The following is a 21,317-nucleotide window of genomic DNA, read 5'->3' on the forward strand; positions in this document are numbered from 1 at the left end:
GCGCGTGCGTGGTCGTCGCCGACCGCGACGTGGCCGCCGCCGGCAAGGTCGCCGCGGAGCTCGGCGCCAAGGCGCTGCGCCCCGAGGACGTGGCGATCGCCGCGGAGGCCGACGTCACCTCCGAGGAGCAGGTCGCCGAGGCCGTACGGCAGGCGGTCCTCGCCTTCGGCGGCGTCGACCTGGTCGTCAACAACGCCGGCCTGTCGCTGTCGCGCGCCCTGCTGGAGACCACGCTCGCCGACTGGGACCTGCAGCACGACGTCATGGCCCGCGGCTCGTTCCTGGTCTCCCGCGAGGCCGCCCGCGTGCTCATCGACCAGGGCATGGGCGGCGACATCGTCTACATCTCCTCGAAGAACGCCGTCTTCGCCGGGCCCAACAACGTCGCCTACGGCGCCGCCAAGGCCGACCAGGCGCACCAGGTGCGGCTCCTCGCCGCCGAGCTCGGCCAGTACGGCGTGCGCGTGAACGGCATCAACCCCGACGGCGTCGTGCGCGGCTCCGGCATCTTCGCCTCCGGCTGGGGCGCCAACCGCGCGGCCGTGTACGGGGTGGAGGAGGAGCGGCTCGGCGAGTTCTACGCCCAGCGGACGCTGCTCAAGCGGGAGGTGCTGCCCGAGCACGTGGCCGCGGCCGTCTTCGCGCTCACGGGCGGGGACCTGGCGCAGACCACCGGCCTGCACATCCCGGTCGACGCCGGCGTGGCCGCCGCGTTCCTCCGCTAGGCGGCTCGTCCGGCCTGGAACGAGCGGTGCCGCCGGCGGTCATCCTCCGCCGGCGGCACCGTCTTCCCTCTGTCCCCGCACCCCTGCTACCCCCCGAACCGGCTCCAAACCCCAGGAGGCAACGATGCCGCTCGAAAGGACAACCGCACCCCGGACCAAGGTCGGGCTCGTCGCCGGCGGGCTCGGCGCGTACTGGCCGCAGTTCCCCGACCTGCTTCCCCAGCTCCAGCGGTCGTCCGCGCGCGTGTCGGAGCGGATGGGGGAGCTCGGCTGCGAGGTGGTGGACGTCGGCTTCATCTCCGACGCCCAGGAGGGCGCCGTCGCCGCCGAGCGGCTGCGCGAGGCCGGCTGCGACCTCATCGTCGGCTTCCTCACCACCTACATGACCGCCACCATGCTGCTGCCGATCGCGCAGCGCAGCGGCGCGCCGGTGCTGCTCATCAACCTGCAGCCCACCGAGTCCATGGACCACGACACCTTCGACACCGGCCAGTGGCTGGCCTACTGCGGCGCCTGCCCGCTGCCGGAGATGGCCAACACGTTCATGCGCGCGGGCATCCCGTTCCGCTCCGTGTCGGGCTACCTGGAGGACGCGCGGGCCTGGGAGCGCATCGAGCGGTGGGTCAAGGCCGCCGGCGTGCGCGCCGCCCTGCGCAAGGGCCGCCACGGGCTCATGGGGCACCTCTACCCGGGCATGCTGGACGTCTCCACCGACCTCACGCTCGTGCCGGTCAACTTCGGCGGCCACGTCGAGGTCCTGGAGTTCGACGACCTGCGCGTCCGCGTGGAGAAGGTGGGCGACGCCGAGGTCAAGGAGCGCATCGGGCTGGCGCGCGAGGTGTTCGAGCTGGCAGACACGGTCGTGCCCGAGGACTTCGAGTGGGCGGCCCGCGTCTCCCTGGGCCTCGACCGGCTGGTCGAGGACTTCGATCTGGACAGCCTCGCCTACTACCACCGCGGGCTCGACGGCGAGATCCACGAGCGGCTCGGCGCCGGCATGATCCTCGGCGCGTCGCTGCTCACGGCCCGCGGCGTCCCGGCCGCCGGCGAGTACGAGCTGCGCACCTCCCTCGCGATGCTGATCATGGATCGGCTCGGCGCGGGCGGCTCGTTCACCGAGCTCCAGGCGCTGGACTTCCTGCGCGGCCACGTCGAGATGGGCCACGACGGGCCCGCCCACCTGGCCATCAGCGCCCGCCGCCCCCTGCTGCGCGGCCTCGGCGTCTTCCACGGCAAGCGCGGCTGGGGCGTCTCGGTCGAGTTCGACGTGGCGCACGGGCCGGTGACGGCGTTCGGGCTGATCCAGCGGCGCGACGGCCGCTTCGCGTTCGTCGCCTCCGAGGGCGTGACCGTCGACGGCCCGCACCTGAAGATCGGCAACACGACGTCGCGGGTGGACTTCGGCCGCGACCCGGGGGAGTGGACGGACGCCTGGAGCGCCTCCGGCATCTCCCACCACTGGGCCCTCGGCACCGGCCACCGGATCGGCGAGCTGAAGGCGCTGGCGGACCTGCTGGACGTGGAGCTGGTGGAGATCTGATTCCTGGCAACTGCCTGTGAACCGGGCGGCCCGGTCTTCTTCGGCGCCGGGCGCGGGGGCAGAGTGGGTCTCATGAGACCAGCGATCCTGACGAGCGCGCCCGGCGCCGTGCTGCTCATGACCCTCGCCGCCGGACCGGCCCCCGCCCTGGCCACGACACCCGGTCCGGCCTTCGCCGAGGCGCCGGCCGCGGACCGGGCGGCGGGCCTGGTCGAGTCGTTCGCGCTGCCCGCCGGCTTCCAGCCCGAGGGCATCGCGATCGGCCCCGGCCCCGTGGCCTACCTCGGCTCCCGCGCCACCGGCTCGCTCTACCGCGCCGACCTGCGCACCGGGGAGGGCGCCGTCTTCAGCGAGGGGCCGGGCACGCCCTCCCTGGGGCTCAAGGCCGACGGGCGGGGCCGCCTGTTCGTCGCCGGGGGCACCGGCGGGGACGCCCGGGTGGTGGACGCCCGTACCGGCGAGGTGCTCCGGTCGTACCCGCTGGCGAGCGCGCCCACGTTCGTCAACGACGTCGTGCTGACGCCCGGCGCCGCCTGGTTCACCGACTCGGCCCGCCCGGTGCTGCACAAGCTGCCGCTCGGCCGCGACGGCTCGCTGCCCGCCGAGGCCGTCGAGGTGCCGCTCAGCGGCGCCATCCGGTACGCCGCCGGCAACAACGCCAACGGCATCGTGCTCGCCCCGGACCGCCGGTCGCTGATCGTCGTCCAGTCCAACACCGGCAAGCTCTTCGAGGTCGATCCCGCCACCGGGGTCACCACGGAGGTGGACCTCGGCGGTGAGACGCTCCTCAACGGCGACGGCCTGCTGCTGTCGGGCCGCACCCTGTACGCGGTGCAGAACCGGCTCAACCGGATCGCCGTGGTGCGGCTCGGCGACGACGGCTCGTCGGGACGGGTCGAGCGCCGGCTGACCGACCCGCGCTTCGACGTGCCCAGCACGGTCGCGGCCTTCGGCGGCCGCCTGTACCTCCCCAACGCCCGCTTCACCACCCCGCCCGCGCCGGACACCCCGTACACGGTGGTGGCCGTGCGTCCCGGAAGGTGACACCCACGCCGGCGCCCGGCCGCGCGAGGGGGGCGGCCGGGCGCGGGGCGGCTACTTCTTGATCGTGTAGCTGTCGCCGTACACCTTCCAGGTGAGCGGCGGGTCGAGGTCGAGGTTGCCCTTCTTGAGGAAGACCCGCTGCGCCGTGTCCACGCGGCTGGTGTCCTCGTGGGCCTCCTCCGCCTTCATGGCCGCCTTGCGGGCGTCCAGGAAGGCGTTGAGGTACGTCGTCTCGTTGCCGCCCTGCGCCGGGGGCTTGGCCTTGGCCAGGGCCGACTTCCGGATGCCGCCGAAGCTCAGCTTGTCGCTGCCCGGGCCGTGCATGACCATGGCGTCGTAGTAGACGAACTGGCCGAGCGCCCGCAGGCCGTCACTCTTGGCCTGCTTGACGGCGGGGTTGAAGTAGACGCGGTCGCGCTCGTCGTTCTGGGCCTGCTGGAAGACGGTGTCCTTGGCCGCGGTCTTCCAGTCCTTGGTGAAGGTCGGGTCGAGGCCCTTGTGGGAGTCGGTGCCGTTGACCTTGCGCAGCGCCGGGAGGTACTTGGCGAGCACGTTGCCGGGCTTGCGCTCGGTGTAGACCTCGACGAGCTTGAGCATGTCGCTCGTGCCGGAGCAGAAGCCGATGATGCCGGCGGTGTAGCCGCGCCCGTCGTCGATGTCCTCGATGTAGCCGTACTGGGCCTTCCAGTCGAGCGACGAGTTCTCCGCGCTGGACACCAGCTGCATGGCGATGTCCTTCTTGTGCGGATCTGTGAGATCGACGGGCGCCTGTAGAGTCAGCGCGAGCACGGGCGCCAGGACGGGGGCGAGGAGGGTGCTTAACACATGAGCTCCTGTGAGCCGGGATTCGTTAGGAAGCCTTCCTAACGAACTGGACTCACAGGAGTCAAGCGGAACGCCGAATCCTGTGAAAACGGCCGGAAGCCGGTCAGGGGCGCAGCGCCGCGAGCTGTTGCTCGAACGGCACGACCTCCTCGGCCTCCGGAGCGGCCCTGCCCGCCGCCGGACGGGGACGGCCGGACACCAGTCCGGCCAGCTCGCCGGCCGCGCGCCCGATCCGCTCGCCCAGCCCGTCGGTGAACGCGTCGCCCCCGCCGCCCCAGTCCTCCGAGGCGGCGTAGACGGCCGTCGGCGCCACGACGGCCCGCAGGTACGCGAACAGGGGCCGCAGCGCGTGCTCCAGCGCCAGCGAGTGCCGGGCCGTGCCGCCCGTGGCGGCGATCAGCACCGGTTTGCCCGCCAGCACGTCCGGCTCGACGACGTCGAAGAACGACTTGAACAGGCCGCTGTAGGAGGCGGTGAAGACGGGGGTGACCGCGACGAGCCCGTCGGCCCGGGTGACGGCCTCGATGGCCTCCCGCAGCCGGGCGCCGGGGAAGCCGGTGACGAAGGCGTTGGCGACGTCCACGGCCAGGTCGCGCAGCTCCACCACGCCGACCTCCACCGGGCCGCGCCCGCCGTCGCCGGGGGACTCCTCCAGGTGGCGGCGGGTGGCCTCCAGCAGGCGGTCGGCCAGCAGCCGGGTCGAGGACGGCTCGCTGAGCCCGGCCGACACGGCGACGAGCTTCATGGTCACACTCCTGTTCGGTGTCGTCGGGGGTTTCAGACGGTGGCGGAGGTCTGGGCCGCCGCCGTCAGGGAGGCGTGGGTGGGCGCGTCGGGCACCTGCGCCGGGCGGTCCTTGGCGAACTCGCGGCGCAGCACCGGCACGACCTCCTCGCCGAGGATGTCGAGCTGCTCCAGGACGGTCTTCAGCGGCAGCCCGGCGTGGTCCATGAGGAACAGCTGGCGCTGGTAGTCGCCGAAGTACTCGCGGAAGGCCAGCGTGCGGTCGATGACCTGCTGCGGGCTGCCGACCGTGAGCGGCGTCTCGGCCATGAAGTCCTCCAGCGACGGCCCGTGGCCGTACACCGGGGCGTTGTCGAAGTACGGGCGGAACTCGCGGACCGCGTCCTGGGAGTTCTTGCGCATGAACACCTGCCCGCCGAGGCCCACGATCGCCTGCTCCGGCGTGCCGTGGCCGTAGTGGGCGTACCGCTGCCGGTAGAGGGTGATCAGCTTGATGAAGTGCTCCTTGGGCCAGAAGATGTTGTTGGCGAAGAAGCCGTCGCCGTAGTACGCGGCCTGCTCGGCGATCTCCGGGCTGCGGATCGAGCCGTGCCACACGAACGGCGGCACCCCGTCGAGCGGGCGCGGCGTGGAGGTGAAGCCCTGCAGCGGCGTGCGGAAACGGCCCTCCCAGTCCACCACGTCCTCGCGCCAGAGCCTGTGCAGCAGCGCGTAGTTCTCGATGGCCAGCGGGATGCCCTGCCGGATGTCCTGGCCGAACCACGGGTAGACCGGGCCGGTGTTGCCGCGGCCCAGCATGAGGTCCACCCGGCCGTCGGCCAGGTGCTGCAGCATGGCGAAGTCCTCGGCGATCTTGACCGGGTCGTTCGTCGTGATCAGCGTCGTGGCCGTGGACAGGACGAGCCGCTCGGTCCGCGCCGCGATGTAGCCGAGCATCGTGGTCGGCGAGGACGGCACGAACGGCGGGTTGTGGTGCTCGCCGGTGGCGAACACGTCCAGGCCGACCTCCTCGGCCTTCAGGGCGATGGCCACCATCGCCTTGACGCGCTCACCCTCGGTCGGAGTGCGGCCCGTGGTCGGGTCCATGGTCACGTCACCGACACTGAAGACGCCGAACTGCATCTTAGTCACCACCCATGACAGTTGAAAGTTTAACAGCTAGCTCAGCGCTACGGCGCCCCGGCTTATTCCACCATCATCGTGGGCCGGGACGCCGCGGGCGGGCGGGTCTCTCGGGCGCCGTGCCCGTCCTTCTTGAGCCGTCAGGCGCGGGCCGCCGCCAGGGCGTTGATCGCGGCCGGGCCGAGGATCCGCTCCGGGGCCCCGTGCTCGGCCACCGTGATCATGGCCTGGCCGATCCGCTCCGTCGTCGTCACGCTCGCCGCGAACACCCGCCGCAGGATCGGGAACAGCGGCGCCGTCACCACGTACGCCAGCCGGTACCACCGCGTCCGCGACGTCGCCCCGTGGACCGGCTGGATGTAGCCGGGCCGGAACATGTACGCCTCCAGCGGCAGCTCCAGCAGCGCCTCCTCGGTGGCGCCCTTGACCCGCGCCCACATCGCCCGGCCACCCGAGTCGGTGCCGGCGCCCGACACGTACACGAACGTCGAGCCGGGGCCGAGCCGCGCCAGCGTGGTGCCGGCGGCCAGCGTGTACCCGTACGTGACACGCCGGTACTCGTCCTCGCCCATGCCCGCCGAGGAGACGCCGAGGCAGAAGAAGCACGCGTCGTGGCCGGCCAGCTCGCCCTCGATCGGCGTGAGGTCCAGCAGGTCGGCGTGCACGACCTCGCGCAGCTTCGGGTGGGAGCGGCCGGTGGGCGCGCGGCCCACCGTGAGCACGGCCTCCACCCGGTCGTCGAGCAGGCACTCCCGCAGCACGCCCTGCCCGATCATGCCGGTCGCGCCGAAGACGATCACTTTCATCCGGGCTCCGTTCCGAGCGGGCCGCCGCCCTCTCGCACCGATCATCCCAGGCTTCCCGCCGAACGGACACGCGCGCCCCAGAAGACAGGACGAACACGCGCGCCCCTGAAGACAGGGCGAACACGTGCGACCCTGAAGACAGGACAGACCCCCGCGATCCCGTGCGGGACGGGCCCGCGCGACCCCGTAGCGGGGCGGCCCCGTGTGACCCGTACCCGGTGGCAGGTAAAGACGGCCGGATCCGGCCTGTGCGCGGCCCATCCCCGTGACGGGCCTCCTCGCTCATCATGGGCCCATGTCACCCGAGGCGATTCACCAGCAGCAGCGGCTCGCCGATCCCTCCGAGACCGCCCCCGAGACCGCCCCCGAGACCGTTCCCGACTCCCACGCGGACCCCGCCGCGCCCGCCGCGTCCGTCGCCGACGAGACCGGCGCCACCCGCCGCCGCGCCGCCCGCGTCCTGGTCGCCGCCCTGGCCGCCGTCGCGCTGGCCGCCGGCGGCGTCGCCGTCTTCCAGTACGTCCGCGCCCACGCCCCCCGCCCCGCGGACGGCGGCACGCCGCCCTGGCCCGTACCCGCCGACCCGCTGCCCGGCATCCGGGCCGCCGGCCTGACTCACGGACCGATGGGCCACGCCGAGCACTACCACGCGCACCTCAGCGTCTTCGTCGACGGCGAGGAGGTCGAGGTGCCGGCCGACATCGGCATCGTGGGCGAGGAGATGTCGCCCCTGCACACCCACGACGACCGGGGCGTCATCCACGTCGAGCCGCACACCGAGGGCGAGGTCTTCACCCTCGGCCAGCTCTTCCAGCAGTGGGGCGTCACGCTGTCGGCGAACCAGCTCGGCTCCCTGAGGACCGGCGCCGGCCGCACCCTGACCGCCGAGGTGAACGGGATCCCGGTCACCGGCGACCCCGCCGCAGTCGTGGTCAAGGCGCACGAGCAGATCTCGCTCGTGTACGGCGCGCCGGACCCGTCGTTCAAGGCCCCCTCGACCTTCACCTTCAAGCCGGACGAGTGACCGGCGCGGCCCGCCGGGGAGGGGGCGACGCCCTCCCCGGGAACGGTCACGTAGCGCCATTGCATTATTAATAAAATACCAATAATGTCTTCCTCCAAGCCGGAACCCGAGGTCAGGCGTTCCGTTGGAAGGGAGTCAGCATGGGATCGAAGATCTCCCGGGCGGCGCGGGCCGCGGCCATGGCGGCCGCGATCGGCCTCGCCGCGGCGTGCGGCGGCGGTGGCGGCCAGCCCGCCGGCGCGCCGGCGAGCGGCGATCCGGCCAAGCCGGTGACGCTCACGTTCTGGTCGTGGGTGCCCGACATCCAGAAGGCGGTCGACCAGTTCAACTCCTCCCATCCCGGCGTCAAGGTCAACCTCGAGACCATCACCCCCGGCCCCGACGGCGGTTACGCCAAGATGCTCGCCGCGGTCAAGGCGGGCAACGCCCCCGACGTGGCGCAGGTCGGCTACGACTCCCTGCCCTCGTTCCTCGTCAACGGCGCCTTGCAGGACGTCACCGAGTACGCCCAGGACGACGCGGCCAAGTTCGTCGGCTGGCAGTGGCAGACCGGCGTCTTCGGCGGCAAGGTCTACGCGATCCCGCAGGCCAGCGGCCCGATGGGCTTCTACTACCGCAAGGACCTGTTCGACAAGTGGGGCATCGCGGCGCCCAAGACCTGGGACGACTTCGCCGCCGCCGCGGCGACCATCCGCAAGAAGGACAAGGACGCCTACATCTCCACGTTCGCCGCCAACCAGGCGCCGTGGCTGATCTCCCTGGCGCAGCAGGCGGGGCAGCAGTGGTTCTCCACCGAGGGTGACTCCTGGAAGGTCACCATCGACAACCCCGACACCCGCAGGATGGCCGCCTTCTGGCAGAAGCTGCTCGACGACAAGGTGCTCAAGACCGAGGCCGACCTGTCCAACGCCTGGTACAAGGACCTCCAGACCGGCGGCATCGTCGGCTGGATCGGCGGCTCCTGGGGTGATGCGATCATCCGCGGCAACGCGCCCAAGACCTCCGGCAAGTGGGCCGTCGCCCCGATCCCGCAGTGGCCGGGCGCCGCGACGTTCACCTCGGCGAGCTGGGCAGGCGGCTCCTCCTCGGCGATACTCAAGGGCACGAAGAACCCCGCCGCCGCCACCGAGTTCGCGGTCTGGCTCAACAGCGACCCGCAGAGCGTCAACACGCTCCTGTCCGCCGGCTACGGCTGGCCCTCGGTCAAGGACACCAGCAAGGTCACCAACCTGCAGAAGGACGACACCGTCTTCCCCTTCTACGGCGGCCAGAACATCTGGGACGTCTTCAAGCAGTCCGACGCGGCCGTCGCCCTCGACTGGCGCTGGCCGCCGGTGAGCGACGCCCTCTACGCGACGCTCACCGACAACGCCAAGGCCGCCGTCCAGGGCCAGGGCACGCTCACCGACGCCTTCGCCAAGACCCAGCAGGCGATGGTCGACCAGCTCAAGGCCAAGGGCCTGAGCGTCGTGACGGGCGGCTGACGGTGGCGGGGGTGCTGCAGCGGACACCGGCCGGGACGGCGGCGGGCACGGCCCGGCGGCGCCCCCGCCGTCCCCGCCTCCACGTGGCGGTCTTCGTCACGCCGTTCTTCCTGGCCTTCGCGCTGTTCTACCTGGCGCCGATCGGCTACGCCGTCTACCAGAGCTTCTTCCGGCTCACCAGCAGCGGTCTCGGGCTGAGCGAGCCGGTGCTGGAGTTCGCCGGGCTCGGCAACTACGCCACCGCGCTCACCAGCCCGGCGTTCGTGGCGAGCGTGGGCAGGGTGCTGGTGTTCAGCCTCATCGAGGTGCCGGCCATGGTGGTCGCCGCCCTGGCGCTGGCCCTGCTGCTCGACTCCGCGCGGGCCCGCTTCCGCGCGTTCTTCCGGGTGTCGTTCTTCCTGCCGTACGGCGTGCCCGGCGTGATCGCCTCGCTGCTGTGGGGCTTCCTGTACGTGCCGCAGACCAGCCCGCTCATCGACGTGCTGGCCGCGGCCGGCCTGCCCCACGACTTCCTGTCGCCGCAGACGATCCTGCTGTCCATCGCCAACATCGCCACCTGGCAGTTCGCCGGCTACAACATGCTGGTGCTGATCGCCGGGCTGCAGGCCATCCCGCAGGAGCTGTACGAGGCGGCCCGCGTCGACGGGGCGAGCGAGGCGCGCATCGCCTGGCACGTCAAGGTGCCGCTGGTGCGCGCGCCGCTGATCCTCATCACGGTGTTCACGCTCATCGGCACGCTCCAGCTCTTCGTCGAGCCGCTCATCCTCAAGCCGCTCACCACGGCGATCAACAGCGACTACACCCCCAACCTGGCCGCCTACAACCAGGCGTTCGGCCAGGCCAACATCCACCTCGCCTCAGCCGAGGCCACGCTCATCGCCGTCATGGCCTTCGTCATCTCCTTCGGGTTCCTGAGAAGCGTGAACCGGAAGGGCAACCGGGCATGGAGCGGCGAGTAGTGAGCGAGGAGGTAGGCGGGAGGGGAGCCGACCGCCGTGACCCCGCAGGGAGCGTGAGGAGCGCGACCATGAGCACTGTGCGGCGAGTAGTGAGCGAGGAGGTAGGCGGGAGGGGAGCCGACCGCCGTGACCCCGCAGGGAGCGTGAGGAGCGCGACCATGAGCACAGGAGGTCGTATGAAGCCGGCCACCGTGGTGGTGCTGGCGCTGCTGTTCGCCGCGGCCGTCTACTTCCTGCTGCCGGTCGTCTGGGTGCTCGTCGCCGCGACCAAGAGCACCGCCGACCTGTTCGGCACGTTCGGCCTCTGGTCGCCGCGCCCGCAGCTCGGCGCCAACCTCGGCCGCCTGTTCGGCACCGGCGACGGCCTGTTCGGCCGCTGGATCCTCAACAGCTTCCTGTACGCGGGGCTCGGCGCCCTGGCGGCCACCCTGCTGTCGGCCGCCGCGGGCTACGCCATGGCCAAGTACCCCTTCCGCGGCCGGGAGGCCCTGTTCAACCTCGTCCTCGCCGGCGTGCTGGTGCCCTCGACCGTGCTGGCCCTGCCCACGTACCTCATCTTCAGCCAGGCCGGCCTGACCGGGTCGTTCTGGTCGGTGCTGCTGCCCAGCGTGGTCAGCCCGTTCGGCGTCTACCTCGCCCGCATCCACGCCCACGCCGCCATCCCGGACGCGCTGCTCGAGTCGGCCCGGCTCGACGGCGCGGGGGAGTACCGCATCTTCTTCCGCATCGGCCTGAAGATCATGAGCCCGGCGCTGGTAACGATCTTCCTGTTCCAGTTCATCGGCGTCTGGAACAACTACTTCCTGCCCCTCGTCATGCTGTCCGACCAGCGGCTCTACCCCGCCACCCTCGGCCTGGCCCTGTGGAACTCCCAGACCTTCCGCGACCCGGCGTTCTTCGAGCTGACGGTCACCGGGGCCGCCGTGTCCGCACTCCTCCTCGTCCTCACCATGGCCTCGCTCCAGCGCTTCTGGCGCGCGGGCCTGACCGCAGGGAGCGTCAAAGGGTGAACATCCTGCCCGTGCTCAACGACCGCATCGGCTTCGGCGCCGACTACAACCCGGAGCAGTGGCCGCCGGAGGTGTGGCGCGAGGATGTCCGCCTCATGTGCGAGGCCGGCGTCAGCGTCGTCACCCTCGGCATCTTCTCGTGGGCGAGCGTCGAGCCCGAGCCCGGCACGTACGACTTCGGCTGGCTGGACGAGGTCATGGACCTGCTCGGCGAGGCCGGCATCGCGGTCTCGCTGGCCACCGGCACCGCCTCACCCCCCACCTGGTTGTCCCGGCTCCACCCCGGCACCCTGCCGGTCAACCGCGACGGCGTGCGGCTGTCGCCCGGCTCGCGCCAGCACTACTGCCCCAGCTCGCCGATCTACCGCGAGGCCGCCGCCGGCCTGGCCGGGCTCATGGCCAAGCGGTACGGCGCCCACCCCGCCCTCGCGCTCTGGCACGTCGGCAACGAGTACGGCTGCCACGTCCAGGAGTGCTACTGCGACGTCTCCGCACGCGACTTCCGGCGCTGGCTGCGCGAGCGCTACGGCGACCTCGACGGCCTCAACGCCGCCTGGTCCACCACGTTCTGGTCCCAGCGCGTCACCGACTGGGCCGACGTGCTGCCGCCCCGCACCGCGCCCACCCTGCGCAACCCCGCGCAGGAGCTCGACTACCGGCGCTTCAGCTCCGACGCGCTGCTGGCCTGCTACCGGGCCGAGCGGACCGTCCTGCGCGAGCTCACCCCGGACGTACCGGTGACGACCAACATCATGGGCATGTGGGAGCCGGTTGCCGACTACGCCTCCTGGGCGCCCGACTTCGACGTGGTCGCGCTCGACCTCTACCCCGAGCCGAAGGACCCGGCCGCCCACATCGACGCGGCGTTCTTCCACGACCAGATGCGCTCCCTCGGCGGCGGCCGGCCGTACCTCATGATGGAGACCGCGACCGGCGCCATCAGCTACCGGCCGCCCAACCGGCCCAAGCGGCCCGGCCTCAACCGGCTGTGGAGCCACCAGGCCGTGGCCCGCGGCGCCGACGCCGTCATGTACTTCCAGTGGCGGGCCTCGACGGGTGGCGCGGAGAAGTTCCACTCCGCGGTCGTCTCCCACGGCGGGCCGCACGACCGGATCTTCCGCGAGACCGCCGCGCTCGGCGCCGAGCTGGGCGCGATGAGCGGCGTGGCCGGCACCCGCGTGCCCGCCGACGTGGCGCTCGTCTTCGACTACCCCGCCTGGTGGGCGCTGGAGCTCGACGCCCGGCCCGCCGAACTGCGCATGCCCGAGCGGGTACGCGCCCACTACGCGCCGCTCTGGCACGAGAACGTCACGGTCGACGTGGTGCCGCCCACGGCCGCGCTGTCCTCGTACAAGCTGGTGATCGTGCCCAACCTCTACCTGTGCGACGACGCGGCGGCCGAGGGCCTGCGGCGGTACGTCGAGGACGGCGGCCACCTGCTGATGTCGTTCTTCAGCGGGATCGCCGACGATTGCGACCGCATCCGGCCCGGCGGCCACCCCGGCGCCTTCCGTGACCTGCTCGGCCTGCGCGTGGAGGAGTTCTGGCCGCTCAGCGACGGCGAGCGGCTCGGCCTGTCCACCGGCGGCGGCGCCGGCCTGTGGGCCGACCACATCGTGCCCGAGGGCGCCGCGGTGCTCGCCTCCTACACCGGCGGCCCGCTCGCCGGCCTGCCCGCCGTCACCCGCCACGCGTACGGCCGGGGCACCGCCACCTACCTCGGCACCCGGCCCGCCGAACACTCCATGCGCGACCTCGTCCGCGACACCCTGCGCCTGGCCGGCGTCGAACCCGTCGTGGCCGGACTGCCCGCCGGCGTCGAGGCCGTCCGGCGCGGCGGCCACGTGTTCCTCCTCAATCACAACGACCACCCCGTCCGCGCGGCCGGGGCCGAGCTGGGCCCGCTCGGCGTCGCCGTCGTCCCCCTCGGGGAGATCGAGTGAGCGGCCGGTTCGTGGGCCGCCGCGCCGTCGTCACCGGCGGCGCCTCCGGCATCGGCGCGGCCACCGCCCGCCGGCTGGCCGCCGAGGGCGCCGAGGTGCTCGTCGTCGACGTGGCGCCGGTAGGTGTGGCCGACGTCGCTTTGGACGCGCGGGTCAGCGCCGAGGGCGGCGCGGAGGGCGTCCACCTACGCGACGGCGTGTCCTCGAAGGGCGCGTACCCGCGTGACGGCGTGTCCTCGGAGGGCGCGTACCCGCGTGACGATGTGCCCTCGGAGGGCGCGCCGGAGATCGTCCACCTGCGTGGTGACGTGGCCGCCGAGGAGACCTGGGACCGGGTCGCCGCCTGGGGTCCCGTGGACGTGCTCGTGAGCAATGCCGCCGTCGTGGAGGTGGCGCCCGCGCACGAGATGAGCCTGGAGTCGTGGAACCGTCAGCTCGGCGTCGGCCTCACCGCCGCGTTCCTGGCCGCTCGCCGGCTGCTGCCGCCGATGGCCGCCACCGGGGGCGCCATGGTCATCACCTCCTCGGTCCACGCCGTCGTGGGGCTGCCGGGCCATCCCGCGTACGCCGCCGCCAAGGGCGGGCTGACGGCGCTCACCCGGCAGCTCGCGGTCGAGTACGGCCCGGCCGTGCGGGTCAACTGCGTGCTGCCCGGGCCGGTCATGACCCCCGCCTGGGACCGGGTGGACGAGCGGGGCCGTGCCGACAGCGTGCGCGCCACCGTCCTCGGCCGGTTCGGCACGCCGGAGGAGATGGCCGCGGTCATCGCCTTCCTCGCCTCCGGCGAGGCGTCGTTCGTCACCGGCGCGTGCCTGACGGCCGACGGCGGCTGGAGCATCGTGAAGGACTCGGCGTGATGGCCGCCTACAGCGGGCGCGGCCTGCACGGGCAGACCGTCGAGGCGATCGCCGCCATGATCTTCGGTGGCGAGTTCAAGGAGGGCGACGCCCTGGACGTCGTGGCCTTGCAGGAACGGCTCGGCGTCAGCTCCACGGCGCTGCGCGAGGCGATGAAGGTGCTCACCGCCAAGGGCCTCATCGGGGCCCGGCCCAAGCTCGGCACCCACGTGCGGCCTCGCGCCGACTGGAACCTCCTCGACGGCGACGTCATCCGATGGAAGTTCGCCGGCCATCCCGACCCGGGGTTCCTGCGCGACCTGCACGAGCTGCGGTCCATCGTCGAGCCGTCGGTCGCCCGGCTCGCCGCCCAGCGCCGCACCCCCGGACAGCTGGAGGAGCTGCAGCAGGCCCTGGACCGCATGGCGGCGGCCGAGGACCCCGTCGCGGCCGACCTCGACTTCCACCGGGCGCTCCTCGCGGCGGGCGGCAACGAGTTGCTCGTCCGCATGGACGTCGTCATGGGCGCCGGCCTGGCCGGGCGCGACCGGCTCGTGCACGCCGCCAACGGCGGCGACGATCCCGTACCGAGCCATCTGGCGGTGCTGGAGGCGATCAGGCGCGGCGACGCGGGAGCGGCGGAGACGGCGATGCGCGACCTGCTGGCCAAGGCGTGGCGCGACGTGGAGGGGCTGCTGTGAGCCGCAGCGACGTGGAGGGGCTGCTGTGAGCCCCCGCGACGTCGCTGTGAGCCTGCCGGGGAGCCGCTGTGAGGCGCGGCGGCGTGGAGTGGAGGGGCCGCTGTGAGTGGCGCGACCTCCGGAGAAGCGCTGCGAGCGGTTGTGAGAGGGGTCGACGTGGAGTGGAGGGGCCGCTGTGAGTAGGCGCGACTTCGGAAGAAGCGCCGCGAGTGGTTGTGAGACGGCGCGACGCGGCCGGGCCGCTGTGAGGCGACGCGAGGCGGGGGAGTGGCCGTGAGACGGCGGCCACCCGGAGAAGAGATCATGGGGGAACAGGCTTGAAGATCGCCAGGATCGAGACGTTCCTGGTCCCGCCGCGGTGGCTGTTCTGCCGCGTGGAGACGGACGACGGCGTCGTCGGGTGGGGCGAGCCGGTCGTGGAGGGCCGGGCCGAGGTGGTCCGCACCGCGGTCGAGGTGCTCAGCGAGTACCTCGTCGGCCAGGACGCCCTGCGCATCGAGGACCACTGGCAGGTGCTCACCAAGGGCGGCTTCTACCGGGGCGGCCCGGTCCTGTCCAGCGCCGTGGCGGGCCTGGACCAGGCGCTGTGGGACATCGCCGGCAAGCACTACGGCGCGCCGGTGCACGAACTGCTCGGCGGGCCCGTCCGCGACCGCGTCCGCGTGTACGCGTGGGTCGGCGGCGACGACCCCGGCGAGCTGCGCGAGGAGATCGAAAAGCAGGTCGAGGCCGGGTTCACCGCGGTCAAGATGAACGGCTCCGGCCTGCTGCCCCGCGCGGCGACCGCCGCCGACCTCGCCACCGTCGTCGCCCGGGCCGAGGTGGCCCGCTCGGCCCTCGGACCCGGCCGCGACTTCGCCATCGACCTGCACGGCCGGGCGGGGGCTGCTGACGCCCGCCGGATCATCGCGGCGGTCGCGCCACTGCATCCGATGTTCGTGGAGGAGCCGCTCGCCCCCGGCCTGCTGCACCGGCTGGCCGACCTCACCGCCGCCACCGACGTGCCGATCGCGCTGGGCGAACGCCTCTACTCCCGTTCCGACTTCCTGCCGGCGCTCACCTCAGGCCTGGCCGTGGCCCAGCCCGACATCTCCCACGCGGGCGGCGTGTCCGAGGTCAGGCGCATCGCCGCGCTCGCGGAGACGTTCGACGTGCAGATCGCACCGCACTGCCCACTCGGCCCCATCGCGCTGGCCGCCAGCCTCCAGGTGGGCTTCGCCACCCCCAACTTCCTCATCCAGGAACAGAGCGCCGGCATCCACTACCACCGCGACACCGAGTTCCTCGACTACGTACTCGACCCGGCGCCGTTCGCCTTCACCGCCGGCCACGCCCACCGCACGTCCCTGCCGGGCCTCGGCGTGGTGGTCGACGAGCGGGCGGTACGCGAGGCCGACCGGCGCGGCCACACTTGGCGCAACCCGGTATGGCGGCACGACGACGGCTCGATGGCGGAGTGGTGACGTGACTCCTCCGTCCCCTGAAGGGGGCGGCTTCTCGCTAGGCCGCTGCGGCGTCGCGAAGGGCAAGCCCTGCCCTGAGGATGTTGATCGCCGCGTTCACGTCGGCGTGCGCCTCGTGGCGGCACGCCGTACATCGGAACTCGGCTTGGGTGACGCGGTTTTCCTTCGCGTAGTGCCCGCAGCGGGCGCACGTGCGGGAGGTGTTGGCGGGGTTCACAGCGATCAGCTCTCGACCGGCGCTTTCAGCCTTGTGCGCGAGGACCGTCAGGAACACCCCCCAACCCGCGTCGAGGATGCTCTTGTTCAGTCCGGCCTTGGCCGCCGCGCGGTTGGGCAGGAATGCGCCCGGCTGGTCGGGGTCAGGCTTCGGCGCCGGGGCCTTGGTCATGTGGGCGATCCGCAGGTCCTCGTGCGCGATCACGTCGTAGGCGCGCACCAGTGCCAGCGCTGCCTTGTGCGCGCTGTCCAGTCGTTGACGGCGGACCTTGCCGTGCAGCGCGGTCACGCGGGCGAGGGCCTTGCGCCTGCGTTTCGAGCCGCGCTTGTTACGTGCGAGGTCCCGCTGGGCGGCGGCGAGCCGGTCAGCGCAAGCGGCCAGGTGGCGCGGGTTGCCGACCTGCGCGCCGTCCGAGGTGGTCAGGAACGACGCCACGCCCATGTCGATTCCGGCGACCGCTGCGGTGGCGGGCAACGTCTCGGCCGGGACGTCGTCGCAGGACAGGATTACGTACCAGCGGGAGCCTTCCCGCTTGACGCTGATCGTCTTCACCCGGCCCCGCACCGGCCGGTGCTGGTGAACGCGGACATGCCCGACGCCTTGCAGGCGCACGAACGTGGCGGCCGGGTGGCCGGGCTGGGAGTCCCACCGGCAGCCGTCGCCGTCCTTTGGCCACTCGACGGTGTCGAACCAGCCCCGGCCCTTGAAACGCGGGTATCCGGGCGTGCGGCCCGCTTTGACGCGGTCGAAGAACGCGCGCAACGCCTTGTCCAGACGCCGGAGCGTGGCCTGCTGGGAGGAGAACGACCAGCGGGCTTGGTCCGGGTCGTAGGCGCGGATTTCTTTGAGCTGGGCGGACTGGTCGCCGTACCGGATAGAGATCTTCGTCCGCTTGTACGCTTCGCGGCGCTCTTCGAGGGCGGCGTTGTACAGGGCGCGGTGGTCGTCCAGGCACGCGGTCAGGGCGATCACCTGGTGGCACGTCGGGCGCATGAGGAACTTGCAGGACCTACGCACGGCCACCGCCCTTGGACGGCCTCTCATACTGCGTCTCGATGTAGCGTTGCACCGTCTCGGCGGACACGGCACCGACCGTGGCCACGAAGTAGGACCGCGACCACAGCGTGGGCAGTTGAGAACGCAGGTGCGCGAATTCGGCGCGCAGGTGGTAGGAGGTGAAGCCCTTGAACTGGTTGGCCACATACGACGGCGAGTTCTTCGGATGCGGCTTGACGAACAAGTGCACGTGGTCGGGCATCACCTCAAGAGCCACGATCTGCCAGTCGTGCTCGTCGGCCTTGGCGTGGATCAGCTCCTCCAGGCGGGTTTTCACCCGCCCGCCGAGGACCGGGCGGCGGTACTTCGGGCACCACACGACGTGGTACCCGAGGTCATACGCCGCACCGGGGGAGGTACGCACTTGACGAGTCACACGATCGTTATAACAGCGTCACACGTCTAATGCGTGAGGAACGGAGACCTCTCATGCCCGAATCTGACGGGTCACTGCACGCTCGGGCCTTGGCGGCCCTCCCGCTCCCGATTCCCCCAACGGCTAAAGCCGCTGGTCCCCTCGGGAGAAACTGATGGGACTGCTCAACCTGGTCCGCGACGGCCTGATGGCGGGTGTTGGGGTGGATCTGCTCGTCGCCGGTTCGATGGCGCGTGGAGACTTGGACCTGCTCGACGACGGCTCGATGGCGGGGTGATGACGTGGACCTGCTCGACGTTCTGCGCCGGCGGCGGCTGCTGGCCATCGTGCGCGGCCGCGACCCGGAGGCTTCGGTGCGCACCGCGCACGTCCTGGTGGAGGAGGGGATCGACGTCCTGGAAGTGTCGCTGAGCGGCGCCGGGGCGCTGGACGTCATCGCCCGGCTGCACGCCGAGCTGGGCACGTCCGCGACGCTGGGTGCGGGCACGGTGCTCACGGAGGCCGAGGCGGACGCGGCGGTGGAGGCCGGGGCGCGCTTCGTGGTGACGCCCGCGATGAGCGCGGGGGCGGCCCGCGCCTTGTCGCTGGGGGTACCGGCGCTGGTGGGGGCGCTGACGCCCACGGAGGTGTGGCACGCGTGGGAGGCGGGGGCGACGGCCGTCAAGGTCTTCCCGGCCTCGCTGGGCGGCCCCGGCTACCTGGCGGCGCTGCGCGACCCGTACCCGTCGATCCCGTTGATCCCCGTGGGCGGGGTGACGGCCGAGCAGGTCCGCCCGTACCTTGAGGCGGGGGCTGTGGCCGTGGGGGTCGGCTCGCCGTTGACGGGCGACGCCCCACACGGCAGGACCCCAAGGGGCGGTGCTCGGGGGGACAGCGCTGCGTACGGCGGGGCCCCTTCGGACAGCGCCTCGCACGGTGGCGATCCGGGGAACGGCGTTCGGGAGGACGGCCTTCGAGGGGCCGGCGCTGCGCACGAGGGTGCCCCTGGCGACGATGCCTCGCACGGTGGCGATCCAGGCGATCCGGGGGACGGCGCCCTGACTGCGCTCCGCACCCGCGCCCGACATTTCCGGCATGAGGCGGAGAGGCCGTGACGACCCACCCGAACGGCTCCCCACGCGGCGAGGCCACGGCCGCCACCACACCACAAGCCCCATATACGCCCGCCACCACACCCCGAGCCGCAGAAAGGCCCACCACCACACCCCCGGCCCGGGCCCTCGACCTCGTGACGCTTGGTGAGGCGATGGCGTCCCTGCACGGCGGTGGGCCGTTGCGTATGGGAGGCAGCCTGGAGTTGTCCATGGCGGGCGCCGAGGCGAACGTGGCGATCGGCCTGGCAAGGCTCGGCCACGCGGCCCGCTGGGCGGGAGTCGTGGGCGACGACGAGCTCGGCCGCCTGGTCCTGCGTACTCTTCGCGCGGAAGGCGTCGACGTCGACACCGCCAGGACGGACCCCGACCATCCGACGGGCCTGCTCATCCAGGAACGCAGAGTGGCGACGATCACGCGGGTCCACTACTACCGTGCCGGTTCCGCAGGCTCCCGCCTCACTCCCGCCGACGCCGCGGCCGCCCTGGCGGACCGGGCGAGGTTCCTGCACGTCACCGGCATCACCCCGGCCCTCGGCCCCGACGCCGCGTCCGCGATCTCGCATGCCGTACGGCATGCGCGCGAGCTGGGTGTGCGCGTCTGCCTGGATGTCAACCATCGGGCTCGGCTGTGGGATCGCGACACGGCGTCACGGACGCTGGCGGACCTCCTGCCGTACGTGGACGTCCTGGTGGCCTCGGCCGACGAACTGCCCCTGGTCACCCGCGGGCTCAGGTCCGCCACCGGTGGGGAGGTCCCCGCACTCCTGGCGGCCGGGATCGGCGAGGTCGTCGTCAAGCGCGGCGCGGCGGGTGCGGAGGCGTGGGCGGCGGACGGCGCGCACGCCGCGGCGGGAGCGGTGCCGGTGCGGGCGGTGAACACGGTCGGCGCGGGCGACGCGTTCGTGGCCGGCTACCTGTCGGGCCTGCTGGACGGTCTGCCGTTGCGGGAGCGGGTGCGGCGCGGGGTGACGGTGGGGGCGTTTGCGGTGGCGTCCGACGGTGACTGGCACGGCCTGCCGGACCGCGCTGAGCTTTCCCTGCTCGCCTTGGACGAGGGCGAGACCGTCCGCTGAGCCGCCCGCCTGGCACCCTGGGATTGTCGTCCTACGTCACGGTCCTTCGCTTTCACGGCAATCCGGGCGGCGTCGCTCTCACGCAGCCGTACCACGTTCCGAGGGGCAACTCGGGCGTCGCCCCTCGGGGCCGCGCGGCTGCTGGTTCGAGGGGCGTCCTGAACCGCATGGATCCTGTTCCGAGGGGCGTCCCGGTGTGTCGTCTCCGCGCAATCGCGCCATGCTTCGAGGGCGTTTCAGGGGAGCTCGTACAACCGCGCCGCACTCGCAGCGGTGCTCGGCGGGTCATCCGAAGGTCAACCACGCCGCCCCGAAGATGGTGGCGTACAGCAGCACCCGCAGCACCCAGTGGAACGCGCGCCGATCCTGGTCGGGGATGAGCCCCGTCCGCTGGTAGCTCTGCATGAGCGCCGGCGCGCCCCACTGCAGGATCATGGCCAGCCCTCCTGCCAGGGCGAACACCGCGACCCGTTCCCGTACGATCCACTCGGCCAGCTTGAGCGGTCCGGGGCGCCCGCCGGCGACCACGAGTGCCGCGACTTCGAGCAGGGTGAGCACGAGCATGACAGCGAATTGGATGACCACCTGCCTCGGGATCAGGCGCGCCAGCTCCGTCCGTTCGGCCTGCGAGCGATTCTTGGCGTGATCCTTGGCCACACTGCGCCATGTGTCGTGCACCGCGCGGAACTCGACGACCATCGCTATGAGTACGGCCGGGATGACCTGTGCCAGTAAGCCGGCATGTGAGACAAGATCCACAGGGCGGGATTCCATGGACTCTCCGCCTCGGGCGTTTCCGAGCGTTCGCCGAGGAGGTCACCGGCCGCCGATGAAGTATTTGACGGGGATGAACAGCTCGTGCCCGGTGTCGAAGAGCACCCGCACCCCGGAGGTCGTCCACTCGGTCGTCCTGACGGAGTCGGCGGACGTGTCGATGTCCACCCAATGGCCGTAGGAGACGCTGGGGTCCCGGCCGACGAAGATCTGGCGCGACTCCCCGAGCAGGGCGCTCCGGCGGACCAAGGCCAGCAGGTGTTTCGCATCGTCGTCATACGCCACGGAGGCGGGCTGGTCGCTGCGGTACACCACCTCGGAGCGCGGCCACCGCGCCGCGACGGACAGCGCCAGCCCCAGGGCGATGCCGAGCACGACCAGCCCGAGGCCCTTCAGCCGCCGGGACCGGTTCGGGCGGGCCGTCGGCGGCGGTTCCACGGCCAAGGGTGAAGTCATCAACGGCCTCCGTAACGATCGACTGCATGGTTCGTCGCTCCCGGA

Annotated in this window: 22 protein-coding genes; 14 read left to right on the plus strand and 8 right to left on the minus strand. The window is 72.1% G+C overall.

Annotated elements, in window-relative coordinates; translation table 11 throughout:
- The 3 genes from AB0H81_RS22470 to AB0H81_RS22480 all read left to right on the plus strand — a co-directional run.
- Positions 1-725, plus strand: a 725-nt coding sequence (locus tag AB0H81_RS22470; RefSeq protein WP_358377664.1) for an SDR family oxidoreductase, incomplete at its 5' end; no start/stop codon positions are given.
- Positions 726-849: 124 nt separating this feature from the next.
- A complete protein-coding gene (locus tag AB0H81_RS22475) occupies positions 850-2,265 on the plus strand; it encodes an L-fucose/L-arabinose isomerase family protein (protein ID WP_358377666.1) in 1,416 nt (471 codons plus the stop codon).
- A 72-nt stretch (positions 2,266-2,337) separates the two neighbouring features.
- Positions 2,338-3,309, plus strand: coding sequence for a superoxide dismutase (locus AB0H81_RS22480; RefSeq protein ID WP_358377669.1), 972 nt, complete (start codon positions 2,338-2,340; stop codon positions 3,307-3,309).
- A gap of 51 nt (positions 3,310-3,360) precedes the next feature.
- Here AB0H81_RS22480 and AB0H81_RS22485 read toward each other — a convergent pair whose 3' ends face one another.
- The 4 genes from AB0H81_RS22485 to AB0H81_RS22500 form a co-directional block, all read right to left on the minus strand.
- Entirely contained in the window at positions 3,361-4,134 is a 774-nt protein-coding gene (locus AB0H81_RS22485; protein WP_358377672.1) for a chitosanase, read from the minus strand.
- Between the two features lie 103 nt (positions 4,135-4,237).
- Positions 4,238-4,879 carry an FMN reductase gene (locus AB0H81_RS22490; protein WP_358377675.1) on the minus strand — a complete coding sequence of 214 codons (642 nt, stop codon included), beginning with the start codon at positions 4,877-4,879 and terminating at the stop codon, positions 4,238-4,240.
- A 32-nt stretch (positions 4,880-4,911) separates the two neighbouring features.
- The gene (locus tag AB0H81_RS22495) at positions 4,912-6,000 is read right to left on the minus strand and encodes an LLM class flavin-dependent oxidoreductase (protein WP_358377764.1); all 1,089 of its coding nucleotides are present in this window, start codon (positions 5,998-6,000) and stop codon (positions 4,912-4,914) included.
- Between the two features lie 140 nt (positions 6,001-6,140).
- Positions 6,141-6,806, minus strand: coding sequence for an epimerase (locus AB0H81_RS22500; RefSeq protein WP_358377678.1), 666 nt, complete (start codon positions 6,804-6,806; stop codon positions 6,141-6,143).
- A gap of 295 nt (positions 6,807-7,101) precedes the next feature.
- On the opposite strand from AB0H81_RS22500, the gene AB0H81_RS22505 reads away from it, so the two are divergent.
- The 8 genes from AB0H81_RS22505 (at position 7,102) to dgoD (ending at position 16,226) form a co-directional block, all read left to right on the plus strand.
- The gene (locus AB0H81_RS22505; RefSeq protein ID WP_358377681.1) at positions 7,102-7,830 is read left to right on the plus strand and encodes a hypothetical protein; all 729 of its coding nucleotides are present in this window, start codon (positions 7,102-7,104) and stop codon (positions 7,828-7,830) included.
- 140 nt (positions 7,831-7,970) lie between these two features.
- Entirely contained in the window at positions 7,971-9,314 is a 1,344-nt protein-coding gene (locus tag AB0H81_RS22510; RefSeq protein ID WP_358377684.1) for a sugar ABC transporter substrate-binding protein, read from the plus strand.
- An 11-nt stretch (positions 9,315-9,325) separates the two neighbouring features.
- Positions 9,326-10,273, plus strand: a complete 948-nt coding sequence (locus AB0H81_RS22515; RefSeq protein WP_358377687.1) for a sugar ABC transporter permease — start codon at positions 9,326-9,328, stop codon at positions 10,271-10,273.
- Positions 10,274-10,449: 176 nt separating this feature from the next.
- The gene (locus AB0H81_RS22520; protein WP_358377690.1) at positions 10,450-11,283 is read left to right on the plus strand and encodes a carbohydrate ABC transporter permease; all 834 of its coding nucleotides are present in this window, start codon (positions 10,450-10,452) and stop codon (positions 11,281-11,283) included.
- The gene (locus AB0H81_RS22525) at positions 11,280-13,226 is read left to right on the plus strand and encodes a beta-galactosidase (RefSeq protein WP_358377692.1); all 1,947 of its coding nucleotides are present in this window, start codon (positions 11,280-11,282) and stop codon (positions 13,224-13,226) included. Before AB0H81_RS22520 ends, AB0H81_RS22525 begins: the two co-directional genes overlap by 4 nt.
- Positions 13,223-14,083: an SDR family NAD(P)-dependent oxidoreductase gene (locus AB0H81_RS22530; protein WP_358377695.1), complete on the plus strand. Its 861-nt coding sequence runs from the start codon at positions 13,223-13,225 to the stop codon at positions 14,081-14,083. Before AB0H81_RS22525 ends, AB0H81_RS22530 begins: the two co-directional genes overlap by 4 nt.
- On the plus strand, positions 14,083-14,763 hold the full coding sequence (locus tag AB0H81_RS22535) for a FadR/GntR family transcriptional regulator (RefSeq protein ID WP_358377767.1): 681 nt from the start codon (positions 14,083-14,085) through the stop codon (positions 14,761-14,763). Before AB0H81_RS22530 ends, AB0H81_RS22535 begins: the two co-directional genes overlap by 1 nt.
- Before the next feature lie 317 nt (positions 14,764-15,080).
- Positions 15,081-16,226 carry a galactonate dehydratase gene (gene dgoD, locus AB0H81_RS22540; protein WP_358377698.1) on the plus strand — a complete coding sequence of 382 codons (1,146 nt, stop codon included), beginning with the start codon at positions 15,081-15,083 and terminating at the stop codon, positions 16,224-16,226.
- Between the two features lie 37 nt (positions 16,227-16,263).
- On the opposite strand, the gene AB0H81_RS22545 is transcribed toward dgoD, so the two are convergent.
- Both AB0H81_RS22545 and tnpA read right to left on the minus strand, forming a co-directional pair.
- Entirely contained in the window at positions 16,264-17,487 is a 1,224-nt protein-coding gene (locus tag AB0H81_RS22545; protein ID WP_358377701.1) for a transposase, read from the minus strand.
- Positions 17,453-17,875, minus strand: a complete 423-nt coding sequence (gene tnpA / locus AB0H81_RS22550; RefSeq protein WP_358377704.1) for an IS200/IS605 family transposase — start codon at positions 17,873-17,875, stop codon at positions 17,453-17,455. The genes AB0H81_RS22545 and tnpA overlap by 35 nt, the downstream gene beginning before the upstream one ends.
- 154 nt (positions 17,876-18,029) lie before the next feature.
- Here tnpA and AB0H81_RS22555 point away from each other — a divergent pair, with 154 nt between their 5' ends.
- Genes AB0H81_RS22555 through AB0H81_RS22565 form a run of 3 tightly spaced genes read left to right on the plus strand, consistent with a single transcriptional unit; the run spans position 18,030 to position 20,042 of the window.
- Positions 18,030-18,152, plus strand: a complete 123-nt coding sequence (locus AB0H81_RS22555) for a hypothetical protein (protein WP_358377707.1) — start codon at positions 18,030-18,032, stop codon at positions 18,150-18,152.
- A 4-nt stretch (positions 18,153-18,156) separates the two neighbouring features.
- Complete coding sequence (locus AB0H81_RS22560) at positions 18,157-18,969, plus strand: bifunctional 4-hydroxy-2-oxoglutarate aldolase/2-dehydro-3-deoxy-phosphogluconate aldolase (RefSeq protein ID WP_358377709.1); 813 nt, start codon at positions 18,157-18,159, stop codon at positions 18,967-18,969.
- A complete protein-coding gene (locus AB0H81_RS22565) occupies positions 18,966-20,042 on the plus strand; it encodes a sugar kinase (protein WP_358377712.1) in 1,077 nt (358 codons plus the stop codon). The genes AB0H81_RS22560 and AB0H81_RS22565 overlap by 4 nt, the downstream gene beginning before the upstream one ends.
- A 285-nt stretch (positions 20,043-20,327) precedes the next feature.
- Here the strand turns inward: AB0H81_RS22565 and AB0H81_RS22570 are convergent, their stop codons facing one another.
- The gene (locus AB0H81_RS22570) at positions 20,328-20,741 is read right to left on the minus strand and encodes a hypothetical protein (RefSeq protein ID WP_358377715.1); all 414 of its coding nucleotides are present in this window, start codon (positions 20,739-20,741) and stop codon (positions 20,328-20,330) included.
- Positions 20,742-20,858: 117 nt separating this feature from the next.
- Entirely contained in the window at positions 20,859-21,272 is a 414-nt protein-coding gene (locus tag AB0H81_RS22575; RefSeq protein WP_358377717.1) for a hypothetical protein, read from the minus strand.
- Between the last annotated feature and the right edge of the window lie 45 nt (positions 21,273-21,317).

It is taken from the genome of Nonomuraea sp. NPDC050691 (assembly GCF_040654455.1).
Taxonomy (GTDB): Bacteria; Actinomycetota; Actinomycetes; order Streptosporangiales; family Streptosporangiaceae; genus Nonomuraea.